The organism is Salirhabdus salicampi (genome assembly GCF_024259515.1).
In the GTDB taxonomy this organism is placed as follows: Bacteria; Bacillota; Bacilli; order Bacillales; family Alkalibacillaceae; genus Salirhabdus_A; species Salirhabdus_A salicampi.
The window spans coordinates 139,657-155,255 of record NZ_JANBWE010000004.1; the positions used below are offsets into that span (position 1 = coordinate 139,657).

The 15,599-nt window shown below is 36.6% G+C and carries 18 protein-coding genes and 1 pseudogene; 14 read left to right on the top strand and 5 right to left on the bottom strand.

What is annotated here, in order from left to right; translation table 11 throughout:
- Positions 1-4: 4 nt before the first annotated feature.
- The 10 genes and pseudogenes from NLW78_RS12605 to NLW78_RS12650 all read left to right on the top strand — a co-directional run.
- Positions 5-574 (top strand): sulfurtransferase TusA family protein, encoded by a 570-nt coding sequence (locus tag NLW78_RS12605; RefSeq protein WP_254497502.1) that lies wholly within the window; start codon positions 5-7, stop codon positions 572-574.
- Between the two features lie 18 nt (positions 575-592).
- Positions 593-991: a DsrE/DsrF/DrsH-like family protein gene (locus NLW78_RS12610; protein WP_254497503.1), complete on the top strand. Its 399-nt coding sequence runs from the start codon at positions 593-595 to the stop codon at positions 989-991.
- Between the two features lie 18 nt (positions 992-1,009).
- Entirely contained in the window at positions 1,010-2,143 is a 1,134-nt protein-coding gene (locus NLW78_RS12615) for an MBL fold metallo-hydrolase (RefSeq protein WP_254497504.1), read from the top strand.
- 19 nt (positions 2,144-2,162) lie between these two features.
- Positions 2,163-2,390, top strand: a complete 228-nt coding sequence (locus NLW78_RS12620) for a sulfurtransferase TusA family protein (protein WP_254497505.1) — start codon at positions 2,163-2,165, stop codon at positions 2,388-2,390.
- Positions 2,391-2,438: 48 nt separating this feature from the next.
- The gene (locus NLW78_RS12625; RefSeq protein WP_254497506.1) at positions 2,439-3,224 is read left to right on the top strand and encodes a sulfite exporter TauE/SafE family protein; all 786 of its coding nucleotides are present in this window, start codon (positions 2,439-2,441) and stop codon (positions 3,222-3,224) included.
- A gap of 89 nt (positions 3,225-3,313) precedes the next feature.
- The gene (locus tag NLW78_RS12630) at positions 3,314-3,601 is read left to right on the top strand and encodes a rhodanese-like domain-containing protein (protein WP_254497646.1); all 288 of its coding nucleotides are present in this window, start codon (positions 3,314-3,316) and stop codon (positions 3,599-3,601) included.
- 90 nt (positions 3,602-3,691) lie between these two features.
- Positions 3,692-4,270 carry a class I SAM-dependent methyltransferase gene (locus NLW78_RS12635; RefSeq protein ID WP_254497507.1) on the top strand — a complete coding sequence of 193 codons (579 nt, stop codon included), beginning with the start codon at positions 3,692-3,694 and terminating at the stop codon, positions 4,268-4,270.
- A gap of 5 nt (positions 4,271-4,275) precedes the next feature.
- The gene (locus tag NLW78_RS12640; RefSeq protein WP_254497508.1) at positions 4,276-4,608 is read left to right on the top strand and encodes a rhodanese-like domain-containing protein; all 333 of its coding nucleotides are present in this window, start codon (positions 4,276-4,278) and stop codon (positions 4,606-4,608) included.
- Positions 4,609-4,658: 50 nt separating this feature from the next.
- Positions 4,659-5,042, top strand: coding sequence for a DUF302 domain-containing protein (locus tag NLW78_RS12645; protein WP_254497509.1), 384 nt, complete (start codon positions 4,659-4,661; stop codon positions 5,040-5,042).
- Between the two features lie 113 nt (positions 5,043-5,155).
- Positions 5,156-5,344 (top strand): annotated as a pseudogene (locus NLW78_RS12650) (glutaredoxin family protein); the annotation flags it as partial.
- An 849-nt stretch (positions 5,345-6,193) separates the two neighbouring features.
- Here NLW78_RS12650 and NLW78_RS12655 read toward each other — a convergent pair.
- Positions 6,194-6,676, bottom strand: a complete 483-nt coding sequence (locus NLW78_RS12655) for a class I SAM-dependent methyltransferase (protein WP_302328551.1) — start codon at positions 6,674-6,676, stop codon at positions 6,194-6,196.
- A gap of 244 nt (positions 6,677-6,920) precedes the next feature.
- On the opposite strand from NLW78_RS12655, the gene trxB reads away from it, so the two are divergent.
- Entirely contained in the window at positions 6,921-7,868 is a 948-nt protein-coding gene (trxB, locus tag NLW78_RS12660) for a thioredoxin-disulfide reductase (RefSeq protein WP_254497511.1), read from the top strand.
- Positions 7,869-7,926: 58 nt separating this feature from the next.
- Here the strand turns inward: trxB and NLW78_RS12665 are convergent, their stop codons facing one another.
- The 4 genes from NLW78_RS12665 to NLW78_RS12675 form a co-directional block, all read right to left on the bottom strand.
- The gene (locus NLW78_RS12665) at positions 7,927-8,823 is read right to left on the bottom strand and encodes a DMT family transporter (RefSeq protein WP_254497512.1); all 897 of its coding nucleotides are present in this window, start codon (positions 8,821-8,823) and stop codon (positions 7,927-7,929) included.
- An 833-nt stretch (positions 8,824-9,656) separates the two neighbouring features.
- Positions 9,657-10,148, bottom strand: coding sequence for a CBO0543 family protein (locus NLW78_RS15695; protein ID WP_367617684.1), 492 nt, complete (start codon positions 10,146-10,148; stop codon positions 9,657-9,659).
- 161 nt (positions 10,149-10,309) lie between these two features.
- Complete coding sequence (locus tag NLW78_RS12670) at positions 10,310-10,537, bottom strand: hypothetical protein (protein ID WP_254497513.1); 228 nt, start codon at positions 10,535-10,537, stop codon at positions 10,310-10,312.
- A gap of 81 nt (positions 10,538-10,618) precedes the next feature.
- Positions 10,619-11,158, bottom strand: a complete 540-nt coding sequence (locus tag NLW78_RS12675) for a MarR family winged helix-turn-helix transcriptional regulator (RefSeq protein ID WP_254497514.1) — start codon at positions 11,156-11,158, stop codon at positions 10,619-10,621.
- Between the two features lie 462 nt (positions 11,159-11,620).
- Here NLW78_RS12675 and NLW78_RS12680 point away from each other — a divergent pair, with 462 nt between their 5' ends.
- From NLW78_RS12680 to NLW78_RS12690, 3 genes are read left to right on the top strand one after another with little or no spacing between them, the layout of a single operon-like run.
- Positions 11,621-13,231, top strand: a complete 1,611-nt coding sequence (locus NLW78_RS12680; protein ID WP_254497515.1) for a spore germination protein — start codon at positions 11,621-11,623, stop codon at positions 13,229-13,231.
- On the top strand, positions 13,224-14,327 hold the full coding sequence (locus NLW78_RS12685) for a GerAB/ArcD/ProY family transporter (RefSeq protein ID WP_254497516.1): 1,104 nt from the start codon (positions 13,224-13,226) through the stop codon (positions 14,325-14,327). Before NLW78_RS12680 ends, NLW78_RS12685 begins: the two co-directional genes overlap by 8 nt.
- On the top strand, positions 14,324-15,523 hold the full coding sequence (locus NLW78_RS12690) for a Ger(x)C family spore germination protein (protein ID WP_254497517.1): 1,200 nt from the start codon (positions 14,324-14,326) through the stop codon (positions 15,521-15,523). Before NLW78_RS12685 ends, NLW78_RS12690 begins: the two co-directional genes overlap by 4 nt.
- Positions 15,524-15,599: the final 76 nt, after the last annotated feature.

Here is a 15,599-nt window from a genome sequence, read left to right on the forward strand (position 1 = left end):
TATTATGGATATTTCAGCAAACGAAGTATTAGATGCAAAAGGTTTGGCATGTCCAATGCCAATTGTGAAGACAAAAAAAGCTATTACAAATTTAGAACCAGGGCAAGTCATGGAGGTTCAAGCAACTGATAAAGGTTCTACAGCTGATTTGAAAGCTTGGGCTGACAGCACTGGCCATCAGTATCTAGGTACCATTGAAGATGGTAATGTGTTGAAACATTATTTACGTAAAGCGAGTGAGGAAGAAGCAAAAGAAGAAACAAAACATGAAGAAGTTGTGAATTTAGATGATTTGCGTAAAAGAGTTGAAGGAAATGAAAAAATCACAATTTTGGATGTTCGTGAACCTGCTGAATTTGCATTTGGTCATATTCCCGGAGCAGTCAACATCCCATTAGGGGAGCTCGAACAACGTTTTGAGGAATTAAACCAAGATGATGAACTTCATATTATCTGTCGCACAGGAAATCGAAGTGACTTAGCAGCACAACAGTTAACGGAAAAAGGTTTTAAGAATGTGAAAAATGTAGTTCCTGGAATGACCAAATGGGAAGGGCCACTTAACAAAAATTAATCTTAGGAGGAATATTTTATGGCTAATACAAAAGTAGCAATTATTGCCGCAAACGGAGGGCGTTTTGACGCATATAAAGTGTTTAATGTAGCACTAGCTGCTGCAGCATCTGATGCGGAAGTGGGGATTTTCTTTACCTTTGAAGGGTTAAATTTAATTCATAAAGAGGCTCATAAAAACCTTCCTTTTCCAGAGGGAAAAGAACATTTTCAAGAGGGCTTTGAGCGTGAAAATGTACCAGCTATCGAAGAAATGGTATCTATGGCTCAAGAGATGGGTATTAAATTGATCGCATGTCAAATGACAATGGATGTTATGAGTTTAGAGAAAGACGCATTTGTTGAAGGAATTGAAGTAGGTGGCGCGGCTACCTTTATCGAATACGCGAAAGATGCAAATACATCACTTACGTTTTAATTGAGGAGGAGAATAAAAATGGCAAAAGAAATGACAACCAGTGAGTTGGCGAAAAGAATCGTAAATCATGAAGAGATATTTATCTTAGATGTAAGGAATACAGATGAATTTGATGATTGGAAAATTGAAGGTGGGAAAGTTGAAGTCATAAATGAACCATATTTCAACCTACTAGATGGTGTTGATCCAATCGTTGACAAATTACCAAAAGATAAGGAAATTATTGTAGTTTGTGCAAAAGGCGGTTCATCAAGAATGATAGCTGAAATGCTTGAGGAAGAAGCAGGCTTCACCAACATGATGAACTTAGAAGGTGGCATGAAAGCTTGGAGTGAACACCTAGAACCAGTAAAAGTTGGTGAATTAAAAGATGGCGGGGCTCTTTATCAATTTGTACGTTTAGGAAAAGGTTGTTTGTCTTACTTCGTTGAGTCTGATGGAGAAGCGGCCATTATTGATACAAATAGAATGATCAACATTTACGAGTCATTTGCTGCAGAACGAGGTGTACAAATTAAACACTTAATTGATACACACCTGCACGCTGACCATATTTCAGGTGGACGTGAACTAGCTGAAAAAGTTGGTGGAACTTACTACTTACCACCAAAAGATGCGACAGAAGTAACGTTTGATTATACACCTGTTGAAGAAGGAAGAGACATTACAGTTGGAAATACAACCGTAAAAGTCCAACCCATTTATTCACCAGGTCACACAATTGGTAGTACTTCTTTCATTATCGATGATCAATATTTCTTAACTGGAGATATATTATTCGTTGAATCAATTGGCCGACCAGACCTTGCAGGTAAAGCTGAAGATTGGGTAGCTGATTTAAGAAACACGCTTTATAACAAATACAAAGAATTGTCCGAAGACTTGCTTGTTCTACCTGCGCACTATTCATTTGCGAAAGAACTTGGAGAAGGTGGACTCGTATCGGCTCGCTTGGGTGATCTTTACAAAGTAAATTCAGGATTACAAGTGGATGATGAAGGTGAATTCAGAAAAATGGTAACAGAAAATCTTCCACCGCAACCAAATGCTTACGAAGATATCCGAAAAACAAACATGGGTAAGATCAATCCAGAGAATGAAGAACAAAGAGAAATGGAAATTGGTCCTAACCGCTGTGCGGTACACGAATAAACCTAAAGGAGGAAATATGATGGATGCAAATAAAGTACTAGATGCTAAAGGATTGGCATGTCCAATGCCAATTGTGAAAACGAAAAAAGCAATTGAAGAGCTAAATTCAGGTGAAATATTAGAAATTCACGCGACAGATAAAGGAGCTAAAAGCGACTTGGCTGCTTGGGTGAAATCAGGTAACCATGAATTGATTCAAGATACGGAAGAAGAGGGCGTATTTAAATTTTGGGTCAAAAAAGGATAAAAGGGAACCCACTTAGTGGGTCCCCTTTACTTTAAAGGATGATATAACATGGAATACAGCTTACTACTTATTATAACCGTTTTTCTTATCGGTTTCATTGGTTCTTTTATCTCAGGAATGGTAGGAATTGGTGGGTCCATCATTAAATATCCGATGCTACTTTATATACCATCCATGGTTGGGTTAACAGCGTTTACTGCTCATGAAGTATCCGGAGTAAGTGCAATACAAGTTCTATTCGCAACTTTAGGAGGAGTATGGGCATATCGAAATGGCGGATATTTAAATAAAACACTCATTGTATATATGGGAACGAGTATTTTAATCGGAAGCTTTATTGGCGGTTATGGATCCGAGTTTATGACGAGTGCGGGAATCAACCTCGTCTATGGCGTACTCGCAACAATAGCTGCTGTTATGATGTTTGTACCGAAAAAAGGAATTGATGACATTCCACTCGATCAAGTGACATTCAATAAGTGGTTAGCAGCATTTCTCGCTTTATTCGTAGGGATTGGAGCTGGAATTGTCGGTGCAGCTGGGGCATTTATATTAGTACCGATTATGTTGCTAGTATTAAAAATACCAACAAGAATGACAATTGCAACATCGTTAGCCATTACCTTTATATCTTCGATAGGCGCAACAACTGGTAAGGTTCTAACTGGGCAAGTGTTGTATTTACCGGCGATTATCATGATTATTGCAAGCTTAATTGCCTCTCCGTTGGGAGCCAATGCGGGGAAGAAAGTCAATACAAAGGTTCTCCAATGGATTTTAGCGCTTTTAATCCTTGGGACTGCCATCAAAATATGGCTTGATATTTTAAGCTAATCGACAGGAATCATAGGGGGAGAACAGTGGAAACGATTATACAAGGAATTTTATTTGTGGTTGCAATATTGTTTATTGGGAACCGATTTATGCCAGTTAAAGGTGTGAGTCACATTACATCGAAAGAAGCAAAAGATAAAAAGGTGCAGTTTGTCGATGTAAGAACACAAGGAGAATATCGTAGTAATCACCGTAAACCATTTCGTAATATTCCTCTTCATACGTTAAAGAATAGACTTGGAGAACTCCAAAAAGATAAAGAAGTAGTTGTGATTTGCCAAAGTGGAGTAAGGAGTATGAAGGCAGCTAAGATATTAAAAAAACATGGCTTTAAGCATATTACAAATGTTAAAGGCGGCATGAGTAGCTGGGTGTAACTGATCCTTAAACAGTTATTTAGAGGCTTTAAAGGGAAATGGCGAGGAGACAAGTTCTCCCTCATTTCCTACATAAAGGGGAGAGGACATATGAGTGATAAACGTTTCAACCCAGAAAATGCTCACGTTTTGTGGAGTGAGAAGAGGCAAAAGTTATTACCCTCTGAAGAGGCCATTGAATTTTTGCAAGTAAAAGAAACAGACAAAGTTGCTGATTTAGGTGCAGGGAATGGGTATTTTACATTGCCAATAGCACAGAAAACAAAACAAAAAGTGTATGCAGTAGATATTGAACAAAAGATGTTGGATCAATTAAAAGTACACGCTGATGTAAATAAAGTTACAAACATTCATTACGTCGTTAGTGATATAGAAACTATTACACTTGATGACAATATGATTGATAAAGCTTTTGTTGCCTTCGCTATTCATGAAGTAAACAATCATGAAAAGGTTATCAAGGAAATAAACAGAGTCCTTAAAAACAAGGGACAAATCGTAATTATTGAATGGGAAAAAAATGAGTTTAATATGGGCCCATCGATAAATGAAAAAATTTCATCTCAACAAATGTCAGATATATTAAAATTTTATGGATTTGAAATTGATGTAGTCCACCCACTAAAGTCGTTTGGGTACGTCATACGAGCAACGAACACAAAGTTCTAATTTCAATGAATAGCTTGCCTATGAGGGGATGTCATGATGAACAAAAAGTAGCACCGTCAGAAGTTGCTGAAAGATTAAAAATGGGTAAGAATGTGCATGTTTTGGACGTAAGGGAAAATGATGAGGTTAGACAGGGTAAAATTCCAGGTGCAAAACATATCCCATTAGGTCAATTGGCCTTGCGTAAACATGAGTTAGATAAGGAGAAAGAATATATTATTGTTTGTCGTTCAGGAAACAGAAGTAAAGCCGCATGCGGAATTCTAAATGCACTTGGATTCGATGTTGAAGATATGGTTGGCGGGATGAATGATTGGCAAGGTGATTTAGACAAATAGTTATCGGAACCCGTTGATAGGGTAGATTAAAAAACGAAAGGAGAGATTTTATGTTTCATTATACAGTGGAAACGAATAAAACATTAAATGAAACGGTTACGTCACTTGAGGAAAGTTTAAAAGAAGAGCAGTTCGGGGTTTTGTGGCAGTTCAATATTCAAGATAAATTGGAAGAAAAGGGACTAGAGCTTGATGACCCCTTTCTTGTATTAGAGGTATGTAACCCAAAAGAGGCACAACGAGTTTTAACGGAAAACAAGATGGTGGGTTACTTCTTACCTTGTAAAATTGTTGTATACGAGGATGAATCAAAAACGAAAATAGGAATGCCAAAACCAACTGCTTTAATTGAAATGGTTAACGACAATGCTGTAAAGGAATTAGCTGAAGATATTGAAAAACGATTAATCAAGTGTATTGATCAAGCAGTTTAAGAAAGATGTTCAATGTTATTTATATATGAACGTAAAAAAAGTAAAAAGGAGCGATTAACATGAGTGAACAAAACATTACCGTCTACACAACACCTTCTTGACCACACTGCACTACGCTTAAGCACTTCCTTTCGGAGAAAGGAATTCAATTTGATGAAGTTGACCTTACTGTTAATGACGATGCTCAACAGGACGTGGTAAATGCAACAGGTATGATGGCAGTACCACAAACGAATGTTAATGGACACTGGGTAGTAGGTTTTGATCCAGATCAAATATTAGAAAAACTGAATATAGAATAAACAGAAGGAAGAGGGGAGCTCCTCTCTTCTTTTACCTTTATGGACACTCATAATAAATAAAAAGGAGTAGTGAGTATGAAGAATATTTGGTCTTCACTATGACCATCACAAAGATTAATATTCCTGGTAGGAATCATTTTCTTGTTGTACAGATTTATTTCGAATTTTAATATATAAAGTTTTTTAAAGAAAGCGCCTTCCTTATATATTTATTATCGTTGTTTAATTTTAGAAAGTGGGGAGAATCAATGACTGTATTTATCATTATATTTTTATTAAGTCTTGTGGTTCTCTACCAAAGATATATACCTATATGGGGGATTAAAGAATTAGGAGAACAAAAGATTAGTATAGAAGATGTAGTATTTTAGATATAAGGGATTACCAAACCTCTTTTAAAGATAAAAAGGAAAATGTTTTCTGCTTACCTCTTTCCTATATGAATAGACATCATACTACTATACCAAAAGATAAAACCTAATCGTAATTGCTTCAGAAAAAGTTGAAAGTAACTTGGGTACAAGGTTTTTAAGAAAAAAAGGTTTTCATGTAGTTGGTTATTTCTTATCTAATAAGATGAAATAGGAGGACTCCCACTGTACGAAGTGCTCTCAGCCATACAGTGGCATTATTGTTAGTACAGACATATATTTAGAAAATGAATAGGTTGAGCATTGAATAGTAAAGCATTTCAATGCTCATTTTATATTTATATCGATACTTATATGTTACCAGTAAATTGTCTTTTTACACCTGCTCATCTTTATTTTTAGATTTACTAAATACTTTAAAGTGGAGCCACTAAATAAGATTAAGTCAAGACTCGTTTTAATGGAATTTTGACACCCCTTAAACTTGTAGTACTATTCCGTAATTCGCTTCATTTAAGGTTAACACCTTAGCTTCAAATCCATGTTGTTTAACTATTTTTAATAACTCCTTTGATGGAATTCGTTCATGAAATGGTGGTCCATTTTCTGTTTCAATTGCCTCCCATTCGATAATTAAAGCTTTGCCTCCGGGTTTTAGAATTCGCCTTATTTCATTTAATGTATTTTCAATACTAGTTACTTCATGAATAACAAATGAAACAATGACTTTATCAACACTTTTTGAATCTAGTTGGATCTTGTCCAAATCGCTTTCTATATACTCAATATTTTTAATTTGAAATTTGTTTGCTCTTTTTTCTAATAGTTCTAACATATACGGTTCTATATCAACAGCTAAAACATTCGATTTTGTCATTTTGGCAGCAGGAATAGTGAAATATCCATTACCAGCACCTAAGTCAGCAACTATATCATTTGATTGTATGTCTAAATGCTTCAGTGTCTGTTCGGTGGCAGCATCTTATAGCGTTCTTCATTAATGGGTTTGTCCGCTTTTGCGGGGTTGAACTTTTTATCTGACATAAAATCACCTTCTATTTATACGTATTATATAGTTACATGTTCCCCCATGAAATATCGATTATGTACTTAGGATAAATACAATGTCGATAGAAATAATAAATACATAAAACTATTTAAATGGAATTTTTCTGAAAATATTAGTTGGTTTTAAGGAGGATACTATGGAAAAAGTTATCGTTTTAGGCACTGGACCTGCTGGTTTAACTGCTGCTATATACTTAGCAAGAGCAAATATGAAACCTGTTGTTATTGAAGGGGATGAACCAGGTGGTCAATTAACATTAACAACAGAAGTTGAAAATTTTCCTGGTTTCGAAACAGGCATAATGGGGCCAGAATTGATTAACAACATGAGAAAACAAGCTGAAAGGTTTGGAGCAGAGTTTAAACGAGGTTGGGTAACAGAAGCTGATTTTTCGTCTAAGCCATTTAAATTAAAAGTGGAAGGTTTGGGAGAAGTACTGACCGAAGCGCTTATTATTTCAACAGGTGCCTCAGCAAAAATGCTTAATATTCCTGGTGAGAAGGAATTACTTGGACAAGGTGTAAGTACTTGTGCTACATGTGATGGTTTTTTCTTTCGTCAAAAGAAAGTAGTAGTCATCGGTGGTGGAGATTCGGCAATGGAGGAAGCTACGTTTTTAACAAAATTTGCTGATGAAGTAGAAATTGTTCATCGAAGACACGAATTAAGAGCGTCTAAAATTATGCAAGAACGAGCAAAGCAAAACAATAAAATTAAATGGAACTTAAATAAGACTCCAATAGAAGTGTTAGGAGACGGAAAGAAAGTGACAGGACTGAAGGTTAAAGACAATGATACAGGGGAGGAACACATTATTGAGACTGATGGAATATTTGTTGCAATTGGTCACAAGCCAAATACAGGTTTTTTAAATGGGCAACTAGAAACGGATGAAGTCGGTTATATCATTGTTAAGCCCGGTTCCACTAAAACAAATGTTCCGGGAGTATTTGCATGTGGTGATGTCCAAGACAATCAATATCGTCAAGCAATTACTGCTGCAGGAACTGGTTGTATGGCTGCACTAGATGCAGAACGTTATTTAGAAGGTCATGCTACACAAGATTGGAGTCAAACATTATAATTAACCTAATTTTTAAGTTACTAAGAAAATGCTATTATACTAAAGTGATTTTATCATTTTAATTATTGGAATGAATATAAACTTTCTCGTCGGACTGCTTCACACTCAGCACGGTAATCGTAACCAGTATGAACACCATTCCAAGAAGTTGAATGATGGTCAAATGATCTCCGATAAACAGAACACCAAATAATGAAGCTGTCACCGGCTCTACCATGGCGACCATTGAGGCAGTTGTGGGAGTAGTCCATCGAATACCAATCACATAAAATATAAATGATACTCCAGCACCCAATATACCTAATAACAGAAACCAGCCAATATCACTTGATGTTATTACAGCAACTACCTCACCAATGTCTGTAAAAAGAAAAAGGATGAGACAAAGGGTAAAAAAGGCGATGGTTAGCGTAGTCTGTGGCCTTCCGATAGAAGAAGCATTTTTAAATCCGAATATAAATAAAGCATAGGAGAGGCCAGCAGCAATCCCTGAAGCGGCTCCTAGATAACTCACTGAAATCGAATCGGTGTTATAGGCACCAGTAAGCAGGATAATCCCCATAAGTACACCGGCAATGCACCCCCATTTATACCAAGTCGAACGTTCTATTCGTAATAAAAAAGAGATTAAAAGGACGAACACAGGTGCGGTGTACATTAACGTAGCGGCAACAGGAATACTTGCAGCTTGGATACTGAGAAAATAAAAAGTAAAGTTTCCAGCAACTCCAATACCTGCCAATAGGGACCATATGTATACACGAGGAGTTAGGATTTGATTTTTTCTAAAGCGAAAGAGAAACCAGAAGAAAAAACATATGAATCCAACAGCTCCACGGTAAAATGAAATCACAATAGGATCCCATCCCTTAGTCATTAAAATACCCGCAAATCCTCCGCTAACACCCCAACATATAGCGGCTAGCATAACTAAGCTTACACCTGTTAATTTCATCTTCTACCTCCTTAATAACACAAATTTTGGCCAAAAAGTTCTTTTCCCTAATCTACCATATGTTTTTTAAAGAAAAGTATTAAGGGAACTCTTTTAAATTCTCATACTAAGCCAAAGTCAGTTCGTATGCAAATTAAAAAGGACGGTATCCTCTAAAAGATTAAGTAGAACACAATAATAGGGAACGTCTAAGTTAAATTGAATCATAAATATAGAAGGTATTAGGGGGCAATATTACTGACAGTCTCGAAGCTCTTCTAGAAAGAGTAAATGATTTCTTTGATTACACCAAACTATACAAAACATTATATTTTTCAATGAAACTCGGTATGTTCCTTTGTCTATCATAGGAAGCTGACTTTTATACCTTGGTAAACAATCCTGACGATAACTGTATTTAATACATCTAGGACTTATCCTGTTTTAAATAAACGTTTACAAACGGGACATCGTTTTGCCAGGAACAAACTGTTTCCTACTTTATAATTTTGAAGCCATATTTAAATTCAACAGGTAAATCAAATTTCCTTTTATACAATCGGTGAGTTAGATTGCGATTAGAAATTTATTAAATTTTTTTAATTTGTCTGATCTAGTTCAGTTATTTGGTCTTGAATCTCTCTTACAACACTAGGTAAATTTCGGTATATTCGCTTTAATTTCATTTGGCATTAATAGTAAAGATGCATTACTAAGTGTTTTTAATGCAAAAGGTATTACTATCAACGCTATTTATTCTCATGACCGACAGCACGTATTAATTTCAATTACTCCAGCTGATGAAAATACTATAACAGAGCTTTTTTTAAAAAAATTTTTGATAAATGACATGGCTAGACACCTTCATAAGAGGAATCGTCTATCTCAATATTCAATTTTCTGGTGAGATACATAAAGCCTCGGACACCTAAAAACGAAGTAACTAACGATAAAAAGGTTATTTTCCAATTCCATTTACTATGGTATTTAATAAGATCTGTTTTTCTTTCTAATAAAACCTCAATTATTGTTATTGGCATACTATAAAGCATTGATTGTATTAAAATCGATACGGGTTTAGATGTTAAGGAAGTGCGGTTATAAAATACACATAACAAAGGGAATAACAAATATTCGAAAATTATACTTATTTTAAAAAACTTCGGCATAAAACGTATTGGGTAACTGATTTGTTTGTTATTAACAACGATAAAAGAGATAAAACTTGATATGTACCCCTTTAGAAAGAAAATTAGTAGCCAATCTTTTAGTTTTTCTCTCTTAAACGCAAAAGGTATAAGGACAATCCCGATAATTAAAAATATATTTAATAATTGTTTTTTCAAAGAGTACTCACCACCAAATACGTATATAATCCGTTGTTGTACAAGTGCAACTGACTAAAAAACTAAGAGATATATAACCCCACCATATTAAGATATAGTTCCTTTACCCTTTTCTTCTTTAGAAAAATGTTATTGTTAATTTAACAACTTTCAAAACACCGTCATGCTTTTATTTTTTCTGTTTTTATAATGTTATCTGTGGTTTTCTTAATAATGATATTACTTTGTACGATAGAAACGACGGCAGCAAAAATTGAAAGAAGCAATAAAAATATAGTGTTTTTTCTGTTAAATTTTTTAGCGTTGTTAATTATTTTTTCTGTTTGAATAACAGAGGTTAAAAATGCGAAAATTGCATTAAAAATATTCAGGCAATATAATTTTTTCAATTTTAATACCTCCAACAAAAATAATAAAAGTTGCAGTTGCAAGTGTATTGTTAAGTACATTGTTTGCAACTGCAACCTTTGTTATTCTAATTCTTCAATTTTCCTTTTTAAGTACGTCTTCATTGATTTATGAACCCAATTCACATAGTCTTGACTGATCATCTCTGTACAAATATATAACCCAACTTCCAAAAACTTACGAAAATCATCACTATTATATTTATCTAGGGCTTTTTCTATGGCACATGGCAAATCGGGATCAGCTTGCATCTGTGAGAGAATGATATAAGCATTTTCTATCAGTTTCCAGCCATTCTGGTTTAAACTAATCAATCTAATTCGACTATCCTCTTCACTTTTATTTACATGTATAAAATTGTGCTTATGTAAATTACTAACGATCCTTTGAGTGGTAGAAATGTCCCACAATCCAATTTTTGAAAGCATGGTTATTGACATTTCTTTCTCAAAGTGTAAAATCCAGAGAATTCTAAGTCCTGGATAGGTTATTCCAAGTTTATTAGCTAAAGTCCGTAAGTTTTCTTCCATCCCGTATTGAAGTCCACGTACCATGTTTCCAATGATATGCATGCTTTTAATTAATTCAATGTCTCTGCTCATTTTACACCTCCAGAGTAAATGACTAGTAACATTATAACCAATTGAACTTATAATTAGGCTTGATAGGGCTGTATCGGTTCTGTTTTTGAATTTTCGAATAGTGGCATATTATAATCTAAAACTAATATAGGTTCATCAATAGAAAGGTGGGCAAATATGCTTTCTGTTACGGGCGTTATGTACACTGAATGTATGATTAGCGTTTAATCCCCCATCTAACTTCTTTTATACAATCCTTTCATAAGTTTCTCTCTTTTTTTCGTGAATAAAAAATCAAAAATCGATTCAAACATATTTATTACCATACTCCTTTTTGCATGGAATCTTTTCAAATTTTGCATCAAAATATTTACTTCATAATTTAATCTATAAAATGCTACAGATTACCTAGTATGAAGATATTGTATCCAAAGCACTGTAAGAAGGTAAGATTACTTGCAACTGCAACAAAGGAGAGGTAATATGCTCTTTCGATTGTTTGGGAAACAAAAAAAAGGCAAACACAACCCCAATCCTTATAGTGAACAAATGGAAAACATGAAAAATCAATACATAGAGAGCAACATACAACAGAACCGTTCCCTTTTGAAAGATATATTTCAAAAAGATAGTGACTTCTCACTCCGGGAGTTTCAGTTATTTGGGGATACATCTGCAGTTGCTTTTTTTATCAGCAGTTTAGTGGACAAGGAAAAGATAAATCGGGATATACTTCAACCACTACAAAGGAACAAGCTAAACCAAAAGTCACCTTCCGAAAGTCCTTCCATCCCCTCCATTTTAAATGAGGTACTCTATTACTGTGATGGAGAGAAGGGGAGTGACATGAAGGCGGTGCTCGATGCCTTACTGCAAGGAAAAACCGTCATTTTTATAGATGGTGAAAAAGAAGCATTGCTTTTAGACACATTCAAACTAGCAAAACGAGGAATTTCTCAACCTGAAACCGAGCGAGTCGTTCGTGGACCACGGGACGGTTTCATTGAACAGATGCAGACCAATATCTCGTTGCTTCGATACCGGCTCCCTGTACCTGAATTTCGAATAGACCCGATGGAGGTGGGGAAGAAAACGAAAACAAAAATCTCTGTGTGTTATTTAGACAACATTGCGAGTCAAGAATTGATAGATGAAGTCAAAAAGAGAATTCAAGACATAGAGATTGACCGTGTATTAGATGCGGGATACATCGAGCAGTTTATTCAAGATAATCCACGTTCTCCATTCCCGCAGGTGCAGAACACGGAGCGTCCTGATAAAGCAGTTGGGAATATATTAGAGGGAAGGGTTGCCATTCTAGTTGATGGGTCCCCGTTTGCTCTCATTGTCCCCGCTGTATTCAACCAGTTCTATCAAACGAGTGAGGACTATATTGAGCGTTATATGATTATGAGTATCACTCGTCTTGTCCGTTTTATGGCTCTGATTTTTTCTCTTACGTTTTCGTCGTTTTATATCACGGTTTTATCGTTTCACCCTGAAATGATTCCTGCGCAATTCGTAGTAGCCGCATCCAGTGGGAGGAGTAGTGTCCCATTTCCAGTGGTGGTTGAAGTATTACTGATGGAAGTGGCAATGGAAATCCTTAGAGAAGCCACCGTTCGAATGCCTCAACAGGTTGGTGGAGCCTTATCCATTGTTGGGGTATTAGTGATCGGACAAGCAGCCGTATCGGCAGGATTTGTGAGTCCAATTACCGTGGTCATTATTGCTTTATCTACGATTGGTTCCTTTGCAACCCCATCTTATAATGCAGCGATCGCTTTTCGATTATTAAAGTTCCCATTAATTATTTTATCGGGATTTATTGGATTATTAGGACTTGCAACGGGCCTTATGTTTATCATCAATCATATGATTTCATTACGTTCTTTTGGAGTTCCGTATTTTTCCCCTGTTACGCCTTGGAATAAGCAAGGGTTTAAGGATGCCTTGATTCGCGCTCCGCTTCGTTGGCTAACGGAGCGTCCAGCTGAACTCTATCCCCAAGATTCTGTGCGAGTCGAAAGTGGTGTGAAAAAAGGGCCAACCAACCCACTTGCCAGCAAAAAGGGGGAAGGGTCTAATGAATAAACCGAAAGAACAGGTCACAAACCTTCAATTGGCCTTTATTGTGATTAGTACCATGCTTGGGGTGGCCATTTTAACCTTTGTGCGTTTTGTCGTAAGAGACGCGGGAATTGGAGCCCCTTTTGCTACGTTTATCGGAATATTAATGGCGTTTGTTGGATTGTTAGGAATCGTATTCGTGGCGAAGAGATTTCCGAATAAAACCATTATTGGGTATAACGAAATCATTCTTGGAAAATCAGTAGGGAAGGTTCTTAGTCTTGCTATCATCTTGGTTTTTATGGTCATGATGGGATTGGAGACCAGGCACTACGCTGAGGCGATTCATGGATCTATGCTTCCTAATACACCGATACAAGTCGCTATTATCATCATGATTATGCTTTGTGCGACAACCAGTTTTCAAAACGTCACCACGTTTGCATATATCCATTTTTTCTATGTCCCCCTCATACTTATTCCGATTGCAGCCATACTCTTTCCTGCTTTTAAGGATATGGAGGTATACCATATCACCCCTATTTTAGGACATAATCCGTCATTCAAGGGGGTTATGAGTGGTGCTTTAACGGTAACACAAGCCATTGGGAACTTTTTGGTAATAGCGATGGTCATTCCTTTTATGAAACACCCGAAAAAGAGCATGAAGGGAGCCATTTGGGGGTACTGGATAGGAGCATCGATTGTATTATTCATTGCCATTATGACGATAGGTACGTTTGGCGAGGAAGAAATCCTCAAGATGTACTGGCCAACTCTTGTACTCGGAAGAATGGTTCAAATTCCTGCTGAAGTGTTGGCACGCGTGGATGCGGTTTTGTTGATTTCATGGATATACGGGGTCTTTACTACGTTGCTGTCTTACTACTTTGTTGTGGTAAGAGGGCTTTGTGAGTTGTTCCGATTTCACCATTACCGAGTGATTTCAATATTCGGAGCCCCTGTCATCTATTTTCTTGCCATGTTTCCCGATGATATTTATGTCATGTATGACTATATTTTAATGGTAAGTCGATTTGGACTCGCCCCCCTCTTATTTTACCCTTTCACTCTATTATTGCTGGCTATGATTCGCCGCAAAAAGGGGGAATCAGAATGAGGAAAATATGGATATGGTTATGGATTCCACTTCTTGTAACGGGATGTTGGGATCGGTATGAAATAGAGGAACGAGCCAATATTTTAGGGATTGCGATCGATATTGCAGAAGAAGAGGACATGAAAGAAGAGCCTGAAGTCACACACCGAGAAGGAGAGTTTCCTAAAGAAGAGAAAGAGGACTACATAAAAATTACTGCCCAAATCTCTCTTCCAGGAAAGATTAAGTTAGGTCCTGAAGGAGGAGGAGGAGAAGGTTCAGCCAAAACCGCATGGGTGCTTGAAACTGTGGGGCATACCGTGAAAGATGCGATGGCCAACCTACAGCAACAACTAGCCGAAAAACTGTACTTGGGACATTTACAGATTATCGTTATCTCCGAAGACGTAGCAAAAAAAGGGGTGAAAGATATCAATGATTACTTTAGACGAAATCCTGAAGTACGAAGAACCGCATGGATGGTGGTGAACAAAAAAAAGGCGAGTAAGGTGTTAGAGGCATCTCCACCTGTTGAAACCGTGCCGTCCCTTTATTTGTCCGACACCTTGGATAACGCTGTACGATTCGGGAAATTACCAAGAGAGTATTTAGGGAAGTATTGGATTGATATATCCGATCCCGGAGTAGACGCAATTCTTCCCTCGGTGAAGGTGCAAGACAATGACCGTATCTTGATTGATGGTATGGCTTATTTTAAAGGAGAAAAGATGGTGGATACATTTCCGCCGATTGAAATAGGGGTTTATATGGCGATGAAAGAGAAGAACCCTGGAGGATATAGTGGCCCTGTTTCAATCTCTGGTCAAAAAGGTGTCTTCATGGTCAAGGTAACCGAACGGAAATCTAAAATTCGCACGAAAGTGGAAAAGGGAAAACCAAGTGCCACTATAGATGTAGAAATCGATGCGGTCATTGAAGAGGAAACAAAAAGCCATCAATTGAATGAACAAATTCTACAAAAAATCGAAGAGAAAACCAATAAGAAATTCAAAAAAATAGGAGAAGACTTGTTACAGAAATTACAAGAAAAAGGGTCTGATGTCTTAGGGTTAGGAGCTAGAATACGAGCAAAATATGCAAAATACTGGGATGAACACGTCAAAAGTGATGAGCGGTGGTCAGAAATCTATAAGGATATGGATGTTAAAGTGAATTACCAAGTCCATATTAAAAGAACGGGTATGGAGTGGAAATAGCCTGAAAAAAGAAAAATGAGCACCTAAAAAGGTGCTCGTCAAAGAAAAGGGGGTTGTAGTAGACACTTCAATCTTA

Excerpts from the sequence above, each read along its gene's own strand:
- NLW78_RS12625 (WP_254497506.1), top strand. The coding sequence starts at position 2,439 with ATGGAATACAGCTTACTACTTATTATAACCGTTTTTCTTATCGGTTTC.
- NLW78_RS12690 (WP_254497517.1), top strand. The coding sequence starts at position 14,324 with ATGAGGAAAATATGGATATGGTTATGGATTCCACTTCTTGTAACGGGA.
- NLW78_RS12685 (WP_254497516.1), top strand. The coding sequence starts at position 13,224 with ATGAATAAACCGAAAGAACAGGTCACAAACCTTCAATTGGCCTTTATT.
- NLW78_RS12610 (WP_254497503.1), top strand. The coding sequence starts at position 593 with ATGGCTAATACAAAAGTAGCAATTATTGCCGCAAACGGAGGGCGTTTT.
- NLW78_RS12675 (WP_254497514.1), bottom strand. The coding sequence starts at position 11,158 with ATGAGCAGAGACATTGAATTAATTAAAAGCATGCATATCATTGGAAAC.
- NLW78_RS12605 (WP_254497502.1), top strand. The coding sequence starts at position 5 with ATGGATATTTCAGCAAACGAAGTATTAGATGCAAAAGGTTTGGCATGT.
- NLW78_RS12645 (WP_254497509.1), top strand. The coding sequence starts at position 4,659 with ATGTTTCATTATACAGTGGAAACGAATAAAACATTAAATGAAACGGTT.
- NLW78_RS12640 (WP_254497508.1), top strand. The coding sequence starts at position 4,276 with ATGAATAGCTTGCCTATGAGGGGATGTCATGATGAACAAAAAGTAGCA.
- NLW78_RS12615 (WP_254497504.1), top strand. The coding sequence starts at position 1,010 with ATGGCAAAAGAAATGACAACCAGTGAGTTGGCGAAAAGAATCGTAAAT.
- NLW78_RS12665 (WP_254497512.1), bottom strand. The coding sequence starts at position 8,823 with ATGAAATTAACAGGTGTAAGCTTAGTTATGCTAGCCGCTATATGTTGG.
- NLW78_RS12680 (WP_254497515.1), top strand. The coding sequence starts at position 11,621 with ATGCTCTTTCGATTGTTTGGGAAACAAAAAAAAGGCAAACACAACCCC.
- NLW78_RS12630 (WP_254497646.1), top strand. The coding sequence starts at position 3,314 with ATGCCAGTTAAAGGTGTGAGTCACATTACATCGAAAGAAGCAAAAGAT.
- trxB (WP_254497511.1), top strand. The coding sequence starts at position 6,921 with ATGGAAAAAGTTATCGTTTTAGGCACTGGACCTGCTGGTTTAACTGCT.
- NLW78_RS12635 (WP_254497507.1), top strand. The coding sequence starts at position 3,692 with ATGAGTGATAAACGTTTCAACCCAGAAAATGCTCACGTTTTGTGGAGT.
- NLW78_RS12620 (WP_254497505.1), top strand. The coding sequence starts at position 2,163 with ATGGATGCAAATAAAGTACTAGATGCTAAAGGATTGGCATGTCCAATG.